General features: G+C 33.9%; 19 protein-coding genes. 14 read left to right on the top strand and 5 right to left on the bottom strand.

The window, feature by feature from the left end; all coding sequences use genetic code 11:
• The first annotated feature begins 2 nt into the window (after positions 1-2).
• Complete coding sequence (locus QTL86_RS11670) at positions 3-794, top strand: RelA/SpoT domain-containing protein (protein ID WP_410497257.1); 792 nt, start codon at positions 3-5, stop codon at positions 792-794.
• Positions 795-900: 106 nt separating this feature from the next.
• Here QTL86_RS11670 and QTL86_RS11665 read toward each other — a convergent pair whose 3' ends face one another.
• The gene (locus tag QTL86_RS11665; protein ID WP_127065975.1) at positions 901-1185 is read right to left on the bottom strand and encodes a hypothetical protein; all 285 of its coding nucleotides are present in this window, start codon (positions 1183-1185) and stop codon (positions 901-903) included.
• A gap of 273 nt (positions 1186-1458) precedes the next feature.
• Between QTL86_RS11665 and QTL86_RS11660 the strand changes: the two genes are divergently transcribed.
• The 3 genes from QTL86_RS11660 (at position 1459) to QTL86_RS11650 (ending at position 5222) form a co-directional block, all read left to right on the top strand.
• Positions 1459-2499 carry a YheC/YheD family protein gene (locus QTL86_RS11660; RefSeq protein ID WP_410497256.1) on the top strand — a complete coding sequence of 347 codons (1041 nt, stop codon included), beginning with the start codon at positions 1459-1461 and terminating at the stop codon, positions 2497-2499.
• 295 nt (positions 2500-2794) lie between these two features.
• The gene (locus tag QTL86_RS11655; protein ID WP_410497255.1) at positions 2795-4027 is read left to right on the top strand and encodes an ATP-grasp domain-containing protein; all 1233 of its coding nucleotides are present in this window, start codon (positions 2795-2797) and stop codon (positions 4025-4027) included.
• Between the two features lie 166 nt (positions 4028-4193).
• Positions 4194-5222 (top strand): YheC/YheD family protein, encoded by a 1029-nt coding sequence (locus tag QTL86_RS11650; protein WP_410497254.1) that lies wholly within the window; start codon positions 4194-4196, stop codon positions 5220-5222.
• Between the two features lie 222 nt (positions 5223-5444).
• Here the strand turns inward: QTL86_RS11650 and uxaC are convergent, their stop codons facing one another.
• A complete protein-coding gene (gene uxaC, locus QTL86_RS11645; protein WP_410497253.1) occupies positions 5445-6851 on the bottom strand; it encodes a glucuronate isomerase in 1407 nt (468 codons plus the stop codon).
• Positions 6852-6878: 27 nt separating this feature from the next.
• Entirely contained in the window at positions 6879-7874 is a 996-nt protein-coding gene (locus QTL86_RS11640; RefSeq protein ID WP_410497252.1) for a LacI family DNA-binding transcriptional regulator, read from the bottom strand.
• A gap of 176 nt (positions 7875-8050) precedes the next feature.
• On the opposite strand from QTL86_RS11640, the gene QTL86_RS11635 reads away from it, so the two are divergent.
• From QTL86_RS11635 to QTL86_RS11615, 5 genes are all read left to right on the top strand, one after another.
• Positions 8051-9514 (top strand): tagaturonate reductase, encoded by a 1464-nt coding sequence (locus QTL86_RS11635; RefSeq protein ID WP_127065981.1) that lies wholly within the window; start codon positions 8051-8053, stop codon positions 9512-9514.
• A gap of 12 nt (positions 9515-9526) precedes the next feature.
• Positions 9527-10963: a UxaA family hydrolase gene (locus QTL86_RS11630; RefSeq protein WP_410497251.1), complete on the top strand. Its 1437-nt coding sequence runs from the start codon at positions 9527-9529 to the stop codon at positions 10961-10963.
• A gap of 49 nt (positions 10964-11012) precedes the next feature.
• On the top strand, positions 11013-11774 hold the full coding sequence (kduD, locus tag QTL86_RS11625; protein WP_127065982.1) for a 2-dehydro-3-deoxy-D-gluconate 5-dehydrogenase KduD: 762 nt from the start codon (positions 11013-11015) through the stop codon (positions 11772-11774).
• Positions 11775-11879: 105 nt separating this feature from the next.
• Entirely contained in the window at positions 11880-12710 is an 831-nt protein-coding gene (gene kduI, locus QTL86_RS11620; RefSeq protein ID WP_127065983.1) for a 5-dehydro-4-deoxy-D-glucuronate isomerase, read from the top strand.
• Between the two features lie 209 nt (positions 12711-12919).
• Positions 12920-13741, top strand: a complete 822-nt coding sequence (locus QTL86_RS11615; RefSeq protein ID WP_410497250.1) for a sugar phosphate isomerase/epimerase family protein — start codon at positions 12920-12922, stop codon at positions 13739-13741.
• 101 nt (positions 13742-13842) lie between these two features.
• Here QTL86_RS11615 and QTL86_RS11610 read toward each other — a convergent pair whose 3' ends face one another.
• Positions 13843-14811 carry a pectinesterase family protein gene (locus QTL86_RS11610; RefSeq protein WP_410497249.1) on the bottom strand — a complete coding sequence of 323 codons (969 nt, stop codon included), beginning with the start codon at positions 14809-14811 and terminating at the stop codon, positions 13843-13845.
• A 401-nt stretch (positions 14812-15212) separates the two neighbouring features.
• Between QTL86_RS11610 and QTL86_RS11605 the strand changes: the two genes are divergently transcribed.
• From QTL86_RS11605 to QTL86_RS11585, 5 genes are all read left to right on the top strand, one after another.
• Positions 15213-16592 carry an ABC transporter substrate-binding protein gene (locus QTL86_RS11605; protein WP_127065986.1) on the top strand — a complete coding sequence of 460 codons (1380 nt, stop codon included), beginning with the start codon at positions 15213-15215 and terminating at the stop codon, positions 16590-16592.
• Positions 16593-16825: 233 nt separating this feature from the next.
• Entirely contained in the window at positions 16826-18169 is a 1344-nt protein-coding gene (locus QTL86_RS11600; RefSeq protein ID WP_127065987.1) for an ABC transporter substrate-binding protein, read from the top strand.
• A 54-nt stretch (positions 18170-18223) separates the two neighbouring features.
• A complete protein-coding gene (locus QTL86_RS11595) occupies positions 18224-19129 on the top strand; it encodes a carbohydrate ABC transporter permease (protein WP_127065988.1) in 906 nt (301 codons plus the stop codon).
• A 55-nt stretch (positions 19130-19184) separates the two neighbouring features.
• On the top strand, positions 19185-20048 hold the full coding sequence (locus QTL86_RS11590) for a carbohydrate ABC transporter permease (protein WP_127068026.1): 864 nt from the start codon (positions 19185-19187) through the stop codon (positions 20046-20048).
• 18 nt (positions 20049-20066) lie between these two features.
• The gene (locus tag QTL86_RS11585) at positions 20067-21614 is read left to right on the top strand and encodes a glycoside hydrolase family 28 protein (RefSeq protein ID WP_127065989.1); all 1548 of its coding nucleotides are present in this window, start codon (positions 20067-20069) and stop codon (positions 21612-21614) included.
• Here QTL86_RS11585 and QTL86_RS11580 read toward each other — a convergent pair.
• Entirely contained in the window at positions 21599-22495 is an 897-nt protein-coding gene (locus QTL86_RS11580; protein WP_127065990.1) for a helix-turn-helix domain-containing protein, read from the bottom strand. The genes QTL86_RS11585 and QTL86_RS11580 overlap by 16 nt on opposite strands.
• Positions 22496-22648 lie beyond the last annotated feature (153 nt).

The following is a 22648-nucleotide window of genomic DNA, read 5'->3' as shown; positions in this document are numbered from 1 at the left end:
CCATGATAACAGATTTTAATCTAGATGAATTTTTACTGAAGTATCCTTATACTTTGAAATTGATTGAAGAGAATAAAATAGATATAGCCACTCTATCGTCTATTTATGAAGATTATATTACTCATATGGATGCTTATCAGAATCATGGTGATTTTATTGCTAATATTCTTCGCTCCCAAGAAAGTATTCATACGGTTAAATCAAGAATGAAAGAACCTGATAGACTGATTGAAAAAGTGATTAGAAAAGTGGCAGACAGGAAGCTGAAGTATGGAGAAGAATTTCAGTTTACAGTAGAGAATTACAAAGACGAAATTAATGATTTGATAGGTATAAGAGTTATTCATATCTTCAAGGAACAGTGGCAGGAAATTCATGAATACATCGTTAGTACTTGGAATGTCATTGAAATTACTGCCAATGTAAGAGAGGGAGACAATGTGGATGTCTTTAAAAACCTCGATATAGAAGTAAGGTCAAGAGCCTCGGGATATAGGTCGGTACATTATCTAGTGGAGTTCTACCCAACCAATCAAAGAGTGATTGCAGAAATTCAAGTAAGAACTATTTTTGAGGAGGGGTATGGGGAAATTGACCATAGATTACGATATTCTCATATAGAAATTCCGGAGATTCTTAAATCCAACTTACTTTTGTTTAATCGTATTATAGGCAGTGCAGATGAAATGGCCTCTCTTATTAATATACTTAGTAAAGAGTGGTGTGAGAAGGAAGTCACTTATCAAAGAATTATAGAAGAACAGAGACTAGAGATTGAAAGATTAAAGAAATAGAGTAGTTAATAGATAAATAGGTTGTTATGAGAACTGTTGAATATAAAAGAGCAAAAAACTAGGCCCTTTAAGCTATCTATAAAGATAGTTTAAAGGGTCTAGTTTTTTACAAAGCACCTTTTATATCTCGGTCTAATGTATCAATCATTTCAGCAACATCATATTCTAACGCAGTATGGCTGCCAAATTGATGAGCAAGGTTTTCCTCTATATAATGCTTTTTAGTAGCTAAAATATGTTTCTCTGCTTGATCAGGAGGATAGTTTTGCATGAGAGTTGAATAGTTTTGTTCATAATGTTTTTTGTAATCTTGACTATCTAGATAAATTTCTTGATCATGTTTTTGACCGTTAGCATCTAAGTAGGATACAGTAAAGTTAAATTGACTCATTATATTCACGCCTTTCATTGTTTTATTATGTTTATTATTCTACGAGGTCAAAATTTTATTCAAAGAACTTGGATTCAAATTTCTATAAGATATTTATTAATGTACTCGTTCTGTGTTAAATTACGAATGCATTTTCAGTTAGTAACAAGGTGATACAGTTTGATTACAATTTTAGGGTTTATTACAAAAAGCAACATATTTCTCTCACCGATTGTCTATAAAACGAATAATATATTACTATACATTAACAAATTAACGAAAGGAATGATCTGAGTGATATTGATTGGCTTTCTTCATCAACGTAAGAATCCTGAAGCAGTAAAAAAAGCCTTTGCATATGTAGCAGTTGCTAAAGCTGAAGGAGCTATATTACTTTATTTTTCACCTAAATGTGTAGACTTTGTAAATGAAAAAATAAATGGATATATTTACGAAGATGGAACATGGTTACAAACTGAAAGTCGCTTCCCAGATGTTATTTACAACACAGGATGCCCTGAAAAATTGAATCACTCAAAAGAAGTTATCAATAAACTCAAAGAGAAGATTCCCTTTACTTCCTATTCAGTTGGACGTAAAAAGAAGGTTTATGAGCGGCTAAAGAATGAAAAAGAATTTAGTGATTATCTTATTCCACAAGAAAATATGGAGTCTACTGAAATTTTCTTAGAATTTCTGGAATTTTATGAAAGGATAGTGTTTAAACCGGTAAATGGTCGAAAAGGACAAGAGATTATGTTTATAGAAACAAAAGGTAATGAGTATCATGTAATAGAGAATAAAGAAAGTTCAATATACGAATTGGATGAACTTTGCCAAATAATTTCTACGAAGATTCATGAAAAAGCCTATATAGCCCAGCCCTATATTAATTGTAGAACTAAAGATAATGTCGTGTATGACATTCGATTACATGTTCAAAAAAATTATAATGACCAATGGCATATTACTTCGATTTATCCTCGTTTTGCACCCCATGGAACGATAGTCACTAATATCAATAGTAATGGTTCTACTAACTATCTTCTTCCTTTCTTAGAGCAAGAGTTTCCTGATTCATACTATGATATTAAATGTTATCTCGAACACTTTGCTCTTCAATTAGCAGAACACTTAGATTCCATTCAAGAAAAGTATTTTGGTGAATCGTTAGATGAACTTGGTATCGATGTAGCACTTGATGATAGGCAAAAAATTTGGATTTATGAAGTTAACTGGCTCCCAGGCTGTCCTCCTACCTTTTATTTAGAATTGGATGTTGTCAAGAATCTTATTCACTATGCTATATTCTTAGCTAAAAGAGGTAAATTATAATCATTGATTCTTGGAGAATTTTTATCTGTTCGTTAAAAATAGAGAGAATATAGGTATAAAAGGGCTGGGGTAGAAAGACGTATTGATGTGTTGTAAATACACTTAATCATATTAAGCAAATTAACAGGATTCATCAGGGGGTAGTTTTAGAATATAGAATAGGAATAACTCAGCAGTACCCATAGATTCAACTAAATACCTCCAGTATTACAAATGTAGGACTGGCTTATGCTTGTAAATTTAAATGATTTAAGAGTATTTAGTAGATATAAATATGAAAAGGAGGCCTATTACAATGAAAACAGTTGTGTTTTTAGATTCTCAAAAATCAGGCTCTAGTCGTGAAGCAATTAAAGCAGCAGAACAATTAGGATATTATACAGTATTATTAACAAATAGAATTAAATTTATCAAAGAACGTAAATCCAATCCAGATATACATTTAATAAGATTGGTGGATTTAGCTAATATAGATGATATCAGGAAAGAACTCAAATTACTTCGTTTCAAATCATTAGACATTTGTGGAATTATTAGTTTTGTTGATCCTTATTGCCATCTTGCTAGTCAGTTGGCTACTGAGTTTGGAGTTAATCATTTTTCAACTGAAGCTATCAAAAATATGGAAGATAAAATTCTATCAAGAAAGGTCCTTGCTAATACCAGCTATTCTCCTCATTTTCTATGTATTGATAATCCTTCTTCAGTCTCGGATGATGAAATAGAAAGTATCTTACCAGCTATCATTAAATCTCCACTATCTTCAGGCTCAAAAGATGTTATTAAAGCTAATAACATCTTAGAATTTAAAGAGTTTAGTAAAAGTTTATTTGATAAATATCCAGATATTCCAGTGTTAGTTGAGGAATTTATTGATGGTCCTCAATATTTAACGGAATGTTTTATGATTGAAGGCAAACTGCATATTATTGCTATTATTGAACAAGAAATCACCTTTTTCAAACGTTTTATTATTACAGGCTATAATTTACTACTTCATCCTACCCATGATTTCTATGAAAGTCTTTATACTTCTATAGAAACTATTCTTCAGCTTCATGGCATGAAAAATGGTACCTGTCATTTAGAAATGCGTTATGTAAATAATAACTGGAAGGTTATAGAAATCAATCCTCGTATTTCTGGTGGTGCAATGAATAAATTACTAGACAGTGCTTTTGGTATTAATGTAGTGAAAGAAACCATAAAGTTTGCTATTGGTCAAGATCCAGATATTAGCTATAGGTTTAAAAAACATGTATTTGCCGATTATATCGTTTTATCTGAAAAAGGAATTTTAGAAAAAGTCATAGGTAGAAATAGAGCGAGTAGGTGTCCTGGAGTGCAGCATGTTTATATTAGAGCAAAAAAAGGTATGACAGTACAACCTCCTATGTCCATGGGTTATCGCTATGCCTATATTATTGCTACTGGCAGTACAGAAGAGGAAGCCAGAGCAAATGCAAAATATGCGACCTCCAAAATACAGTTTATTCTTTATCCCCCGCAAAAAAAGGATTTAATATGATTTCATTAAAAAATCTTCAATGGTTATCCACAAAACTGATAAGGCAACCTTTTTACTAGTTTTGTGGGTAAATTTGTTGAAAGTGAATATCACGGAATGGTTGTCTGGCATATGATGGGACTAGAAGCTTATTATTTTAGTTTTTATATGTAAAGGAGAGAGGATAATGGTTTTAATAGGATATTTGTATGTGAGAAGGCACCCTAGAAAGTTATTAAGAGCATATCACTATGCTTGTGCTGCTAAGGAATTGGGAGCAGATTTTATGTATTTCACACTTAATGATGTTAATTATGAAAAAAGGCAAATTCATGGTTATATACTTGTTGATGGAAAATGGAAAAGAGCAAATAGACCATTTCCAAATGTTATGATTAATGCTTACGTTCCTAAGAGACATCACAGCTTAAGAGCATTATACGAGCTGTTAAGACTAGAAATACCTCATACTACTTTTTGGGTAGGAGATAAAATGATGATTAACAATCAATTAAAAAAAGGGGGATTATTCGAGAAATATATTATCCCATCTAAAAAAATAGCTTCTGTTAAAGATGTATTTCATTTTCTTGAGCAATATCCAAAAGTTGTTATTAAACCTTTAAATAGCCGTCAAGGCAAAAATGTATATTATATTGAAAAAACAACTAATAGTTACATTATAGAAATAGATAATAAAAAGCGAAGGTATGATTATGAGCAAATATCACAAATTATTTCTGAGAAACTTAAAGAAAAACAGTACCTAGTTCAGCCGTATATCAACTCTAAAACACGTGATGGACGATCATTTGATCTTAGAATACATCTCATAAAAAATGGAGATAACAAATGGGTTAATACTACCACTTATGCTAGGATTTCTTCTAGTGAAAGTATTATTTCCAATATTCATCATGGTGGAAAGCGAGTTCCTCTTGAGACGTTCTTACAACAAGAATTTCCGCAAGATGTTGAAGAATTGACAAAGGAACTTAAAACCTTTGGTCTAGAACTTGCAGCACATTTTGAAAAACAGGCCCATAAAGAATTTGATCAACTAGGAATTGATGTGGGTATTGATGAACAAAAACGATTTTGGCTTTATGAAATTAATGGAAGGCCTGGTTATCCACCCAGTTTATTTGGAAAGGTTGGTATGGAGAAAAACCTTATTAGCTATGCTATTCATTTAGCTAATAAAAAAGATAATTGAAATAAAGAATATCATTCAGATGTTGTAACTGTTGAAAGGGTGATATAGACAATCTAATGATTCAACATTAACGATTATTATTTGCATGAGAAATAAGCGATAGAATGCATTAGGAATTTTTTGTACACGTGACATAGATACTCCAAGTTTCAACCAACAAAAAAAGCGTTGCATTTTCGCAACACTTTTTTTTGTTGGTTGAAACTTGGAGTTTACTAGCTCTTAAGCATTAAAACCAAAGTATTTATTTGTATTGTTAAATGAAATATCTTGAACCATTTCTTTAAGGACTTTCATATCAGCTGGATATTCTCCGTTTTCAACCCATGTACCAATTAAGTTACAAAGGATACGTCTGAAGTAATCGTGTCTTGTATAAGATAAGAAGCTTCTTGAGTCTGTAAGCATACCAACGAAGTTACCAAGTACTGAAAGGTTAGCAAGGCTTGTCATTTGATCAATCATACCTTGTTTTGTATCATTGAACCACCAAGCAGAACCTTGTTGGATTTTACCAGCTACTTCTGAGCCTTGGAAACAACCAAGAATAGTACCAATAGAAGCATTGTCATTAGGATTTAATGAGTAAATGATTGTTTTTGGTAATTTATTTTGAATTTGTAAGGCATTCAGGAAAGCAGCTGTTCCTTCAGCACAGTTACGAGTATTGATGCAATCAAAGCCTGTATCTGGGCCAAGTTTAGCAAACATAGCTTTGTTGTTATCACGAATAGCACCGTAGTGAAGTTGCATTACCCAACCGCGTTTTTCATAAGCTTCGCCTAAGAAAAGTAAAAGTGCTGTTTTGTATTTTTCCATTTCATCATATGTAACTTTTTCGCCAGCTAAAGCTTTTTTGAGAATAGCATCTACTTCATCGTAAGAAGCAGAGTTATAAACTACATAATCAAGACCGTGGTCAGAAGCGCGGCAACCCATTTTGTGGAAGAAATCTAAACGTACATTTAATGCAACAAATAAACTTTCAAGATTTGTAATCGCAATTTCACTTACTTCTGCAAGGTGGCGAATATAAGATACAAAAGTATCCTTTTCAATATTAACAGCTTTATCTGGTCTCCAAGCTGGAAGGACTTTAACTTTGCAAGTAGAATCTGCTGCAATTTGTTTGTGGTATTCGAGAGAATCAACAGGATCATCAGTTGTACAGATGAGTTTAACGTCAGAAGCAGCGATAATATCTCTTACGTTCATTGAACCAGATTGAAGTTTTTCGTTGCAAAGATTCCAAACTTCTTCAGCAGTATCACCATTTAATATACCTTCATAACCGAAGTATTTACGAAGTTCAAGGTGTGTCCAATGATAAAGAGGATTCCCAATAGCTTTTGGAAGTGTTTCAGCCCATTTTTGGAATTTCTCTCTATCAGATGCATCACCAGTGATATATTTTTCTTCTACACCATTTGAACGCATAGCTCGCCATTTGTAGTGATCTCCACCAAGCCATACTTCAGTGATGTTTTTGAAGCTTCTGTTTTCAGCGATTTCTTGAGGATTGATATGACAGTGGTAATCGATAATAGGCATTGAAGCAGCAGCCTCATGATAAAGTGTTTTTGCTGTTTCATTAGAAAGTAAAAAATCTTTGTCCATAAAGTTTTTCATGAATAGGTCTCCTTTAACAATTGGGTTTTATAATTTAAAAGTATCTCTTTCAACTAATTTAGCGGAAAGAGTCATTTTATTCGTAACGGTTTTTCCATCAAAGACATCAGTAAGTACATTAACTGCGGTATTGCATAGGGTTTCTACCATGTTATCTACGCTGCTTAATTTAGGCATAGCGCACTCGCAAAGTAAGGAGTTATTAAAACCAATAACAGGTATATCTTCTGGAATATGAAAACCTTTCTTTTGTAAGGCATGCATAGCACCTATGGCTAATTGGTCTTCTGAAGCAATGATAGCTGAGAAATGGATGTCTGCATCTAATAGCTCTATAACAGTGGCTTCAATTTGGGACATATCTTTATCTACCTTTGCAATAAGCTTAGGATTTACACCAAAACCACAGTGCTTAAGAGCATCCTTAAAGCCGTTTAGCTTTTGAAGTCCGCTATAACTTTCTACGTCATAAAGGTAGAGAATATCATGGCACCCTTTTTTGTTTAGGTGAATGACTTGATCATACATAGCTTGATATTCATCACAGGTCACGCAATAAGTATTAGGTACATCAATAAGACCATTAATAATAACAGTAGGTACCTTGGCAGCAGCTTTTTCAATATGAGAGTTGTCGGTTTCTTCTTTGAAAATAGAACCAATTAAAATAAGGGCATCTACACGTTTTGCTAAAAGTAAATCAATGTATTTTTGTTTATCTTCTAAGTTTTTGCCAGTAGAACAAAGAAGGGAATCATAACCATATTGTCTTAGTGCGTTTTCAATGACAGAAACTGCTTTTGCATAGAAGATATCAGCTACATCAGTGCAAAGCACACCTATCATTTTCATTGTATTAAGTCCCAAGCCTCTGGCGAAGACGTTAGGTGTATAACCTGCTTCCTCAATAACACCTAATACCTTAGCTTTCGTTTTTGTGCTTACATTAGGACTACCATTAAGCACTCTTGAAACAGTGGCAATGGATACACCAGCACGTTCGGCAATATCATAAATATTCAAAATTTCATCACTCCTTTGCTTTCTGTAAGTGCTTTCAAAAATATTATAGTTTCTCTAAAAATCAAAGTCAATGTCTAATAAATAAATTATTAATTAATTGTTGACTTTTAAGGAATTTATTATTACAATCAAAAATGTAAGAGCTTACAAAATGGCTTACAAAACGGAGGTATAAAATGAAAAAAGTAAATGAAGGCATTGTTAAAAAAGAACGTCCTCTTAAAGTACTTCAATTTGGTGAAGGTAATTTCTTAAGAGCATTCGTAGAACAAATGATAGATGTAGCTAATGAAAAAGGTTGTTTCGATGGCTCAGTTGCCCTTGTAAAACCTATTACATTTGGTAACTTAGAACGTTTCAAAGCACAAGATAATGTTTACACAGTTATTCTTAGAGGAAAAGCTAATGGTGAAACAGTTAATGAGAAAAGAATTATCACTTGCGTAAGCCAGAGTGTAGCAGCTAATGAAGATTATGCAGCATACGAAGCGTTATCAAAAGTAGAAACACTTGAATTTATCGTATCTAATACAACTGAAGCAGGTATTGTATATGACGAGAGTGACGAATTTGAATTAACACCTCCTAATACATATCCAGGTAAGCTCACTAAGTTTCTCTTTGATCGCTACAAACACTTTAATGGAGATCTTTCAAAAGGATTAAAAATTCTTCCAGTAGAGCTTATTGAGAAAAACGGAGAAAAATTAAAAGAATGTATTTTAAACTATATTGCACTTTGGAATCTTGGTGAAGCGTTTGCCACTTGGGTAAAAGAAGCCAATATTTTCTGTAACACTTTGGTAGACCGTATTGTAACAGGCTATCCAAGAGAAGAAGCAGCAGTACTTTGCGAAGAACTTGGTTATCAAGATGATTTATTAGACGTAGCAGAGCCATTTGGTCTTTGGGTTATTGAAAGTGATAAAGACATTTCAGAAAGCTTTGCACTAGATAAAGCAGGCTGCAATGTCGTATTTACAAATAACTTAAAACCATATAGAGATCGTAAAGTTCGTATCTTAAATGGTGGTCATACAGGCACCGTACTTGCAGGTTATCTTGCAGGTGAAAATATTGTAAGAGGTTGTATGGAAGATAAAACCATTCGTACTTATATGGAGCATTTATTATTTGATGAAATTGTTCCAACAGTAGATCTTCCACATGACGAAGTAGTAGATTTTACAAACTCAGTTATTGAGCGTTTTGAAAATCCATTTATCGATCACAGTGTACTAGCTATTTCACTTAATTCGGTATCAAAATGGAAAGCTAGAAACCTTGTAAGCTTCCATGATCATTACGAAGCTAAAGGTAGCATTCCTAAATATTTAACATTCTCATTTGCTGCACTTATGGCATTCTACAATTCAAATAAACTTGTAGATGGTGCTTTAATTGGTAAACGTGGTGAAGAAGAATATCGTATCATGGACGATGCTGATGTACTTGAATTCTTTGCTAGCCGTGTTGGCAAATTAGAAACAGCACAGCTTGTAAAAGAATTTACTTCCCATACAAAATTCTGGGGTAAAGATTTAGGTGAGTATAAAAACTTCAATGATACAGTTACAGCTCACTTAGAAAGAATTGCAGCAGTGGGTATGAGAAAAGCACTCGAAGAGTTAATAGGATAGGAGAATAAACCTATGTTAGATTTTATTAAAATTAATGAAAAAGATAATGTGATGGTAGCTCTTAAAGAAGCTGAAGGTATCCCAGCTGGCCATAAGAAAGCCATTGTACCTATTAAAAAAGGTGAAGCAATTATTAAATATGGTAATCCAATTGGTATAGCAACAGCTGATATTAGTGAGGGGGAATGGGTACATACCCATAACCTAAAAACTGGTCTTGGTGATTTACTTGAATATACCTATGAGCCTGAAGTTAAATTATTAGAAACTCATGCACCGGCTACATTCAAAGGTTATAAAAGACCAAATGGTAAAGTGGGAATTCGTAATGAAGTATGGATTATTCCAACAGTTGGCTGTGTGAATGATATTGCTAAAATGATTGAAAAAAAGGCACAAAGTTTAATTAAAGAAAATATTGATGGTATTTATACTTTCACACACCCTTATGGATGTTCACAGTTAGGTGATGACCTTTTAAATACACAAAAAGCATTAGCTGGTTTAATTAATCATCCTAATGCTGGGGCGGTACTAGTACTCGGGCTTGGTTGTGAAAACAACACCATAGACGGCCTCAAAGCAGTAATTGGTGACTACGATGAGAAACGTGTTAAATTTGTTGTTTCTCAAGAGCATGAAGATGAAGTAGCAGTAGCACTAGAAGTCCTTGGTGAACTTGTAAATTATGCCTCTGGATTTACTAGAGAAGATGTACCTGCTTCAGAGCTTGTTATCGGATTAAAATGTGGTGGGTCAGATGGATTCTCTGGCATCACAGCTAATCCATTAGTAGGCGCTGTATCTGATAAATTAATCAGTGAGGGTGGCACTACCATTCTTACTGAAGTACCTGAAATGTTTGGGGCTGAAACGCTTCTTATGAAACGTTGTGTTAATGAAGAAGTGTTTGACAAAACTGTTTCACTCATTAACAATTTCAAAAATTACTTTATTAAACATGATCAAGTGGTTTATGAAAATCCATCTCCAGGTAATAAAAAAGGTGGTATTTCAACACTTGAAGATAAGTCTTTAGGATGTACCCAAAAAGGTGGAAGTGCACCGGTAGAGGATGTTCTTACTTATGGTCAGCCGGTTGTTACTAAGGGACTTAATCTACTTCAAGCTCCTGGTAATGACCTGGTTGCATCAACAGCCCTTGCTGTTTCAGGTGCTCATATTGTTCTTTTTACAACAGGTAGAGGGACACCATTTGGATCACCAGTACCAACTGTGAAAATTTCAAGTAATAATGAATTATATGCTAAGAAGAAAAACTGGATTGACTTTAATGCAGGTCAGCTTTTACTTGGCAGAACAATGGAAGAGGTTTCAACAGAATTTTATGCCTATATTTTAGCATTAGCGTCTGGAGAAATTCAGTGTAAGACAGAAGAAAATGGTATTCGTGATTTAGCTATCTTCAAAGATGGTGTTACATTATAAAGTAAGCTTTTATTATAAAAAATAAATACATATTTAGGAGGTAAGTCAAATGATTTTAGATCAATTTAGCTTAGCAGGAAAAGTAGCAATCGTAACAGGTGCATCAACAGGTTTAGGTCAAGGAATCTCTCTTGCATATGCAGAAGCAGGTGCAAAAGTAGTAGGTGTTGACTATGTAGAAATGCCAGAAACACAAAAAGCTATTGAAGAAAAAGGTGGAGAATTTGTAGGTGTTGTTGCTAACTTAATGTCAACAGATCCAATCGAAGGTATTATTAATACTGCAGTAGAAAAATTCGGTAAAGTAGATATCTTAGTCAATAATGCTGGTATTATTAGAAGAGAAGACTGCATCGATTTCTCTGAGAAAAACTGGGATGATGTTATTAACATTAACTTAAAAACGGTATTCTTCTTCTCACAAGCAGTAGCTAGAAAATTCATTGAACAAGGTAATGGCGGTAAAATCATTAACATCGCATCTATGCTTTCATTCCAAGGCGGTATTCGTGTACCATCTTACACAGCTTCTAAATCAGCTGTAATGGGTATTACAAGAGCTATGGCAAATGAGTTTGCTGTGCACAACATTAATGTAAATGCTATTGCACCAGGCTATATGGCTACAAACAATACAGCGGCTCTTAGAGCAGACCAAGATAGAAGTGAAGCAATCTTAGATCGTATTCCTGCAGGACGTTGGGGAACACCAGCAGATATGCAAGGTCCAGCAGTATTTTTAGCATCAGAAGCATCAAACTACGTAAATGGCTACACAGTAGCAGTTGATGGTGGTTGGTTAGCTAGATAATCTATGTAAGCTTTAAGAATGAAGAAGTTATTTGTTAATAATAAATAAGTGTCCTCATCTTAGATGAGGACGCTATAGTTGATGAGAAGGAAAGGAAGGTTTAACATGGAAGTAAGATATAGTATTAGTCCTAATGAAGCAAAAAGAATGACTACAGAGGAAATGAGAGAAAATTTCCTCATTGAAAACTTATTCATGCCAGGAGAACTTAAATTCCTTTATAGTCATGTAGATCGTATTATTGTAGGTGCAGCTGTTCCTACAAATAAAGCCCTTGTTATCGAAGGTTCAAAAGAACTTGGTAGCGATTATTTCTTAGAGAGAAGAGAAATGGGTGTTATCAATATTGGTGGTAAAGGTATTATTGTAGTAGATGGCAATCGTATTGAAATGGATTATAAGGATGGTCTTTATATTGGGAAAGAAACAAAAGAAGTTTCTTTTGAAAGTGTAGATGGCAATAAACCTGCTAGATTCTACATCAACAGCGCACCAGCACATGCAGTATATCCATTACACAAAATTGGTTATGAAGATGCTAATAAGAGATATTTAGGTACGCCAGAAGAAGCGAACGTAAGAACGCTTAATCAATATATTCATCCAGCAGTATGTAAGAGCTGTCAACTTTCAATGGGTCTTACAGAACTTCAAAGTGGTAGTTTATGGAATACTATGCCATCACATACACATGAAAGAAGAATGGAAGTTTACTTGTACTTCAATATGGAAGAAAATGATATCGTATTCCATATGATGGGACAGCCACAAGAAACAAGACATCTCGTTATGCACAACGAAGATGCGGTTATTTCGCCAAGCTGGAGCATCCATAGTGGTGTAGGTACAAAAGCATATAGTTTTATTTGGGGAATGGTTGGTGAAAATCAAAACTTTGATGACATGGACCACATCCAAACTAAAGATTTAAGATAAGATTAGTTCACTCGTTTATTTTTGTAGAAATCATTTTTGTTATATTTTATAAAACGGATAGGAAATGCCATGGCCTAAGCATAGCTTAAAAGTGGCTAAAAATAAATTAACATATTATACTCAAAAATTACCCTCAAAAAAAGCATTACTTAATCCTGAAATAAAGTAATGCTTTTTTATTAATGAAATATAAAAGGATGGATGCATAGATGAATATAGGTTTGAGAGCACATGACTATGGTAAGAAACCATTAGAAGAACTTTTTAAAAGAATAAGTGATGATGGTTTTCATGAGATTCAATTAGCTATTCCAAAAGCAATTGAAGACGTTAATAGTTTAGAGGATGTAGATGAAAGTTTATTAAAAGATATTAAATTAGCTATGGAAAAATATGATATAGCTATTCCTGTATTTGGTTGTTATGTAGAATTGGGTCATTTAGATTCTATAGAAAGGCAGAAACATGTAGAACGTTTCCTACTAGGCATGGATTTTGCAAAATATTTAGGTGCAAGGTGTATAGGTTCAGAAACAACTCACTTTAGCATGGATAGTACAGATGAGGAAAGAAGAATTGCTTTTGAAGGACTTGTAGATTCTGTTGAGCAGATTGTAAAAAAAGGAGAAGAAATAGGGCTTGATGTAGCTATTGAGCCAGTTGCACTTCATACTTTAAATACACCAGAACTGACAAAAGAATTATTAGAAAGAATTCCTTCAGAACGTCTAAAAATCATATTCGATCCTGTTAACCTTTTAACAGCAAAAAATATAGGGGAACAAGAAAAATTGTGGAATCGCGCATTTGACTGCTTTGGTGATAAAATAGCCGCGCTTCATATGAAAGGAACACGCTTAAATGAAACAGGCGAACTAGAAAAAACGAATCTTCAAGATAATGCAGCGAATTTTAAGCGTATCATTGATTGGGTAAAAACGAATAAACCTGAAACAACTGTGTTAAGAGAAGAAATTAAACCAATAGAAGCGAAAATAGATAGAGCTTTTATGGCGGAACTTATTAAATAATTTAGAAAGTAAAGCAATAGAGTGAGACAAATTTTTTTTATGATTTATAAAAAAAAGTTTGTCCCACTCTATTGTTTTAGTAAATTTTGACTTTGTTAAAATTAACTCCAAGGAGTCCAATTATCACTGCTATTTAGTACATTTTGACGAGAGTAATGTTTAGCCTCTATGTCACTTAATAAATGAGACCAATTAACACGTTCTGTAGGAGTATATCCTGGGCCTTTGTTGTTATATTCACCAAAGAAGTTTACTTTCTCACTGTCAGGCTTATCCCAGTTATGCCAACCTGCAGGGATAATATGAGCTCCTAAATCACAATTAATAAATACGCTTTTGGCAAAATGCCTCCAAGGACGTCCTAGATAAACGGTGTGTTTTGGACAATGACTAGTAATCTTACAATCTTCAAAGACATAACCATAAGCTTGGCCTTCAGGTGTGGAAGGAGCAGTAATATAGCCGTTTACTTTTTTGCCTATATCATTAGAAAAAATGGTACAGCTATAAAAGAAAGCGGTAGCAGAGCCGAAGATAAAATCGATATCTCCTTGGATGTAACAGTTTTCATAGTATTGTCTACCATTAATGAGAGGTGCATTTTCACGGGGACCTCTAAATGAACCAGGTACAATAGGCTTGGGTGGTAATGGGCCTGTAAAGAGGGTATCTTGATAGCCTATAAAGCGACAATTTTTAAAACACACACGATCGCCGTCCACATAAGCAGCAATAGCTTGTCCTACTTTGTCACCTATGCCACTACTATTTTCAATACAAAGATTTTCTGCATGAAAATCAGATGTACCTACAAACATGGTATAGGAGTTGAAGGTACCATAGCTTTCGCCAGTAGGAAAAAGCTTATAGGCATAATCATCATAAGTAATAATTGTTTTATCAGCACTTTCGCCAATAAGTCTAATGTAAGGAGAAGTAATGTGAATTTTTTCCTTGTAAATGCCATTTTTGATGTATATTGTACACCAAGTTGTATTAGAGCTTGGAATACTATCAATAGCAGCTTGCACTGAATCAAAATCTCCTTGGTTATTCTTTGCTACAATCATGTTTACACATCCTTGTCATCATAGTATTTAACAATAGGATTATAGCATAGAAGGAAGTTAGTTGTTTAAAATCACCATAAAAATCATACTTTGAGAACAAGATATGTAAAAAACATGCCAAAGAGAACAATATTATGTATGGTTATTTAATTAATAAGATATATAATTTTAAATATATAATAATTATATAATTAACAAAAAAAGTTAGATAAGACATCAAGAAACTAGAGTGAAGATCAGAATGAGTTAACTAGAAAAAGACTTAAGTTTATATGTCAGCTCCAAAGCTACTTACTTAAGGTACGTACTTTGAATACATAAATAAGCATGTGTAGTAAAAGCTGAAATGAAAGGACACAAAACCTTTCACACTAATAATTCATTTTTTAGGAGGATTTAGTATGAAAAAAGCATTAGCAATGGCAATGTCAACTTGTTTATTAGCAACTTCACTAGTTGGTTGTGGTAGTAACGAGTCAAAACAACCAGAGGCATCAAGTACTCCAGCACCAAGCACAGAAGCAGCTGCAAGTCCAGAAGCATCTGCAGAAGCTGCAGACCCATCTGCAGTAAGTGGAACACTCAGATTTAACTGGTGGGGTGGCGATGACAGACACACAGCTACTCTTGAAGCAGTTAAAGCATTCGAAGCAAAATATCCAAACATCAAAGTAGAAAGTGAATACGGCGGTTGGGATGGCCATGCTGAAAAGATTACTACTCAAATGACAGGTGGTACAGCAGCAGACGTTCTTCAAGTTAACTATGACTGGTTAAGCAAATTCTCTCCAGATGGAACAGGTTTCTTAGATCTTGAATCTATGGGTTCTTACTTAGATCTTAGTACATTCTCAGAGGATGTATTAACATTTGGTAGAAGAAAAGGTATTTTAAATGCAATTCCTGTTTCTACAACAGGTAGAAGTATGTACTTCAACAAAACAACATTTGATAAAGTTGGAGCAGAACTTCCAAAAACTTGGGATGACCTTCTTGCGTTAGGTGAGAAATTCTCAGCTCAAGGTTTATATCCATATGACTTAGATACAGGTTCTGGTTTCCCAGGATGGTATAACTCAATTGTATATATGCAACAAAAAACAGGTCGTCTTTTCATTAATGAAGATGGCACACTTGGATTTACACAAGAAGATATCAAAGAAGGTCTTGATTTCTACAAATCTTTAGAAGATGCAAAAGTAATTAGAACACAAGAACAAAGATCAAATGAAGCTGGTACAACACCACTTTACCAAACACCATCTTGGTTAGATGGAAAAGTAGCTGGTGTTCTTGAATGGTCAAGTTCAATTGGTAAATTTGAATCTGCATTAGAAGAAAAAGGTCAAGAATTAGTTCTTGGTAATCTTTTAACACTTGATGGTGCACAATCAACAGGTTGGTTCATGAAACCTTCTTTATTATTTGCAATCAATAAAGATACAAAATCTCCAGAAGCAGCAGCAGTATTATTAAACTACATCTTAAATGATCCAGAAGCAGCAGTTATTCTTGGGACAACAAGAGGTATTCCAGCTTCTTCAGCAGCAAAAGAAGCATTACAAGCTGCAGGTGAGCTTGAAGGTCTTGCTTATGAAGGTACAAAACAAATCGAAGACTGTCAACCAATCATTATGAGCCCATACTTAGAAAACTCTATAATGAAAGAAATTTACAAAGAAGCTGTAGAAGCCGTTTCTTATGGAACAGCAACAACAGAGGAAGCAGCAGCTACAATGTATGAAGAATTAGTAGACACATTAGAGTCAATTGCTCAATAGTATTTACAATGCTCCCCTTTAGATTTATCTATAGGGGAGATATTCTTTAAATTGTTGATTGTAACTATAAAAATAGTCGATTGATAGCAATATATGTATTATAGTGTAGAAAAAGAACAAATTTTAGTATGGATTACTGTTAAAAAACGCTATATAATTTCAATATAGGTTATTAGCATTAGATGAAATGACTAGAACTTGACCGAAATGAATGACAACTAGGAGGATTTAAGATGAAAAGAACACTTGCAATGGTAATGTCAACATGTTTACTTGCAACTTCATTAGTTGGCTGTGGAAGTGATAATGCCAAAACAGAAGCACCAAAAACAGAAACACCAGTGGAAAAAGTAGATGTAACAGCTGATTCTGTTACACTTAGATTTAACTGGTGGGGCGGGGATGATCGTCACACAGCAACATTAGCCGCTATTGATGCTTTCAAAGCTAAATATCCCAATATTTCAATTGAAGCTGAATACGGTGGTTGGGATGGTCATGCTGAAAAAATCACTACACAGATGACAGGTGGTACAGCAGCAGATATTCTTCAAGTTAACTATGACTGGTTATTAAAATTCTCTCCAGATGGAACCGGTTTCTACAATCTTGAAAGTTTAGGTGATTATTTAGACCTTAGTACATTCAATGAAAATGTATTAGCATTTGGTAGAAGAAAAGGCGTTTTAAATGCTATTCCAGTTTCTACAACAGGAAGAAGTACATATTACAATAAAACAACTTTTGATAAAGTTGGTGTAGCTATTCCTAAAACATGGGATGAACTTTTAGCATCAGGTTCAGCATTTGCAGCGCAAGGCTTATATCCATTTGACCTTGATACAGGAGCAGGTTTCCCAGGGTGGTATATGAGTGTTGTCTATATGCAACAAAAAACAGGTCGTCTTTTCATTAATGAAGATGGCACACTTGGATTTACACAAGAAGATGTTAAAGAAGCGCTTGACTTCTATAAATCTTTAGAGGATGCAAAAGTAATTAGAACACAAGAAGAAAGATCAAACGAAGCTGGTACAACACCACTTTACCAAACACCATCTTGGTTAGATGGAAAAGTAGCAGGTGTACTTGAGTGGAGTAGTTCAATTGGTAAATATGAAAAAGCATTAGAAGAAAAAGGTCAAGAATTAGTTCTTGGTGATCTTTTAATGATGGATGATGCCAAGTCAACAGGTTGGTTTATGAAACCATCTTTATTATTTGCAATTAATAAAGATACAAAATATCCAGCTCATGCAGCAACATTCTTAAATTATTTATTAAATGACTCAGAAGCAGCACAAATTCTTGGAACAACAAGAGGTATACCAGCATCTTCAGCTGCTAAAGAAGCACTTGCATCAACTGGAGAACTTGATGGCGTTGCTTTTGAAGGAACAACTCAAATTGAAAACTGTGATCCAATTATCATGAGTATTTATATGGAAAACTCAGAAATGAAAGAAGCTTACAAAACAGCAGTTGAGCATGTATCTTATGGTACCAAATCAACTGAAGAAGCGGCAGCTGAAATGTTTGAAGAAATGACTGATATTTTAGATGCAATTGCACAATAGTAATAAAAAAATAGGGCAAGCTTAACTTGCCCAGTATAAAATGAGGGGGGACTTATGAAAAGTACTGCTAAAAAGAAGTTCAATAAGAAGAATTATATCGGACTTCTCTATATTATGCCTTGGCTTATTGGATTTTTAGTATTTACATTATATCCAATTATAGCATCTTTTTACTTAAGTTTTACAGATTACAATCTAATGGATGCACCAACATGGATAGGTTTTGATAACTTTACTAAGCTCTTTGGAAATAGACAATTCCTTAAAGCTTTAGGTGTAACAGCTAAATACGTGGTATTAGTAGTGCCACTTAAATTAGCATTCTCATTATTTGTTGCTTTTATTCTTAATATGAATATTAAAGGGATTAATTTCTTTAGAACAGCATACTACATTCCATCTATTTTAGGTTCAAACGTAGCGATTGCCATTCTTTGGAAATTCTTATTTGCAACAGATGGTCTTGTTAACCAAGTATTAGGTGTTGTAGGTGTAGACCCAATCAGTTGGTTCGGTCAAGCAACACCAGCACTATTTACAATTGTATTACTTCGTGTATGGGAATTCGGTTCAACCATGGTTATCTTCTTATCAGCACTTAAAGAAGTGCCAGGAGATCTTTATGAAGCAGCCGCTGTGGATGGTTCAGGTCCTTGGAGAAACTTCTTCCAGATTACTATACCAATGATTACACCAATCATCTTCTTTAACTTTATCATGCAGTTGGTAAGCGCCTTCCAGGAATTCAATGCACCATATTTAATTACATCAGGGGATCCACAAAAAGGAACATACCTCTTACCAATGCTTATCTATGATAATACCTTCAAACACTATAAGATGGGATATGCAAGTGCTATGTCATGGATTCTATTTATCATTGTAATGGCATTTACATTAATTACATTCAATAGTTCTAAGTACTGGGTATACTACAGTGATAATGGAGGTGAAGAATAAGATGACACAGCAACTTAGTCAAAATGCAGCAGTAGAACAGGGAAGAACGGCAGAAATGCAAAGACAAGCAAAACGAAAAAGAAAGAAAGCTATTAAAATGGCGTGTATGTATGCTATCTTAATTTTCGTAGCTATTATCATGGTGTATCCAATTATTTGGTTAATTGGTGCTTCATTTAAATCAAATGCAGAAATTTTTACTTCAATTGGATTTATTCCAAGTTCTTTTGACTTCCAACCTTATATTGATGGATGGAAAACAGGAACAGAATATACAATGGGACATTACTTCTTAAATACATTTAAGATTGTAATTCCAAAAGTAATATTCGTAGTTATTTCTTCATCATTAACAGCATATGGTTTTGCTAGATTTAATTTTCCATTAAAGAAATTATTCTTCTCATGTGTAATTGGTACAATGTTACTTCCAAATATTATCTTAAGAATTCCAAGTTACATGATGTGGAAATCATTCGGTTTACTTGACACATATGCACCATTAGTGCTTCCAGCATTATTTGCAACAGAATTATTCTTCGTATTTATGCTCATTCAGTTCTTTAGAGGTATTCCAAGAGATCTTGATGAAGCAGCTGAAATCGATGGATGTGGAAGCTTCCAAACCCTGATACAAATTTTATTACCAGTGCTTAAACCAGCACTTATCTCATGTGCGTTATTCACATTCATGTGGACAATGAATGACTTCATGGGTCCATTAATCTTCGTAACTTCAGTTAAAAAATATCCATTAACAATTGCTCTTAAAATGTCAATGGATGCGACAAGTGGTACCTTTGACTGGAATAAAGTTATTGCTATGTCACTTGTTGGTCTTGCTCCATCAATTATCGTATTCTTCTCAGCTCAAAAATACTTTATTGAAGGTATTGCAAGTAGTGGTATTAAAGGCTAAGAGGAGGAATGGTGTGCGATGTGGAATATAGCCAATGTAACTTCGACAAGTGTAACGATTGAAATAGAGAATGAGGCTTGTCACTTTGTAGACCAAGACTATTCATTAAGTATAAATGGTGAAGCTAAGGCGTCTCCTAAGACAAATATCTTTACAATTTATAACTTAACACCAGCGACCGAATATCACATTAGTTTATCAGCAAACGGAAAGGAGGTAGCCGATACAGTGGCTACCCTTTCTGATACTGCTATCTTAAACGTTAAGGATTTCGGTGCGGTAGGCGATGGTGTGACTATGGACACGGCAGCTATCCAAGCAGCTATTATGGCAGCACCAAAAGGTGCAAGAGTTGTAATACCAGCAGGAACGTATAAAATACTTCCACTTTTTCTTAAAAGTCATATGACGCTTGAGTTATTAGAAGGTGCTACTTTATTAGCTCATACAGATAGAAAGGATTATCCTATTTTACCTGGGGAAATGATACTTAAAGATGGTAGTATAGCTTATCTTGCTTCTTGGGAAGGAGATATGGCAGACTGTTACGCTAGCATTATTACAGGAATTGGTGTTCGTGATGTACGCATTATTGGACAAGGAACAATTGATGGTAATGGTCAAAATGCTGATTGGTGGGTTGATTGTAAGGTGAAAAGAGGAGCGTGGAGGCCACGTAGCCTTTACTTAGTTGATTGTGATGATGTTGTAGTAGAAGGAATCACGATCAAAAATTCACCTTCATGGACAGTTCATCCTGTTAGAAGTACAAAGCTTCGTTTTATCAATTTAACACTTAATAACCCAAAGGATTCACCTAATACAGATGGAATTGATCCAGAATCTTGTAATGGTGTAGAAATTATTGGTGTAAAATTCTCATTAGGGGACGATTGTATTGCTATTAAATCTGGTAAAATTAGTGTACCAGTAGATATGAGAAGACCTAGTGAAAATATTATTATCCGAAATTGTTTAATGGAATATGGACATGGTGGTGTAGTATTAGGCAGTGAAATGTCAGGCGGCATCAAACATGTATATGTAGAGCGTTGTTTCTTTAGAAACACAGACAGAGGACTGAGAATCAAAACAAGACGTGGTAGAGGAAATACTGCTGTTATTGATGAGATTTATATAAAAAATATCAAAATGGATGGGGTATTAACACCATTCACTCTTAATTGTTTCTATTTCTGTGATCCAGATGGAAAAACAGAGTATGTATGGAGCAAAGATAAGCTTCCAGTAGATGAACGTACACCTTATATAGGAACATTGAATTTCGAAAATATTTATTGTGAAAACTCAGAAGTATGTGCAGGCTTCATTTATGGACTTCCAGAGCAAACGATTAAAGAACTTAACTTTAAAAATGTGTTTATTGAGTTTAAAGAAGATGCAACTCCTGACTATCCAGAAATGCTTAGTTTTCAAGAAAAAATCGTGAAATCAGGCTTTATCATACGTAATGTAGATAAAATCAGACTTCACGATGTGGTGGTAAAAAATCATATTGGAGAAACCTTAAATCTTGATCAAGTAACAGACTACTTAGTAGAATAATATTTCTTATACTGCTGAGGAGAAAGACCTGTAACCAATTTAAAGGTTCGACTAAAATGAGAACTACTTGAAAAACCTACTAATTCTGCTATATCTGCAATCTTAGTAGAGGAACTTTCAAGTAGTTCTTTTGCGTTCCTAATTCTAAGGCTGTTAATATATTCTATAATGGAAAGGTTAGTAGATTTTTTGAAGATCTTACTTAAGTAAAAAGGACTAATATAAAATTGTTCGGCAATAGACGTAAGTGTTAGATCCTCTGTATAGTGAGCACTAATATACTTTATTATTTTATCTACTTTGTTATTAACAATTTGATGAGATTCATATTCTTTTTGCTGTAAAATCTCTAAGTATTCTTTAATCATAATAAGTAATTCGGATAACTGCAATTTAAGTAAGGTTTTTTTGTAGGCATTAGGTAAAGTTTCATCTTCAGCTGTTGCCTTAGCACCGAGTTCAATATCATCACTGCCTATCTCTACAAGTTTAAACAAGATATTTTCAATAATAAGCTTGTACTTAAAAGAAAGAGGTAATACGGTGAATTTAGTTTTAAAAATAGAAGTGAGATTCATCGCTTTTAATTCATCTGAGAAATCTTCAATAAAGCTACTACTAAAATTAATGACAATACGGCTATGAGGTACATCCCCCATATTAGCTGTTTTATGAACAGAGTCTGCATCAATGAGTACTAAGCTCCCAGCGTTGACTAGATAGATAGAGTCATCAATAAAGTATTTACGTGAGCCTTCTAATAGATAATAAATTTCATATTTTTTGTGCATATGAAAAAAGTCCATATTATATACATCTGTTTTTTTCGATTGATCAATGAAAAAATCATAGTGTGGAGCATAAACCGTTTTGCGTACCATAAGCACCCCCTTGATTCTACTAACTGATAATCGAATTATATCACTTTTAATAAAAAAATTCAATTTTATCGGTAAAAATTCATATTTAGCTAAAAAAAAAGATGAAAATAAATAAAAATATTAAAAAAAATATGAGCAGGTGAAACTTTTAAT

The sequence above is a fragment of the Cellulosilyticum sp. ST5 genome (assembly GCF_046529625.1).
Classification (GTDB): Bacteria; Bacillota; Clostridia; order Lachnospirales; family Cellulosilyticaceae; genus Cellulosilyticum; species Cellulosilyticum lentocellum.
The sequence above is the reverse complement of the archived record's forward strand: the minus strand, read 5'-3'. Positions and strand labels throughout refer to the sequence as shown.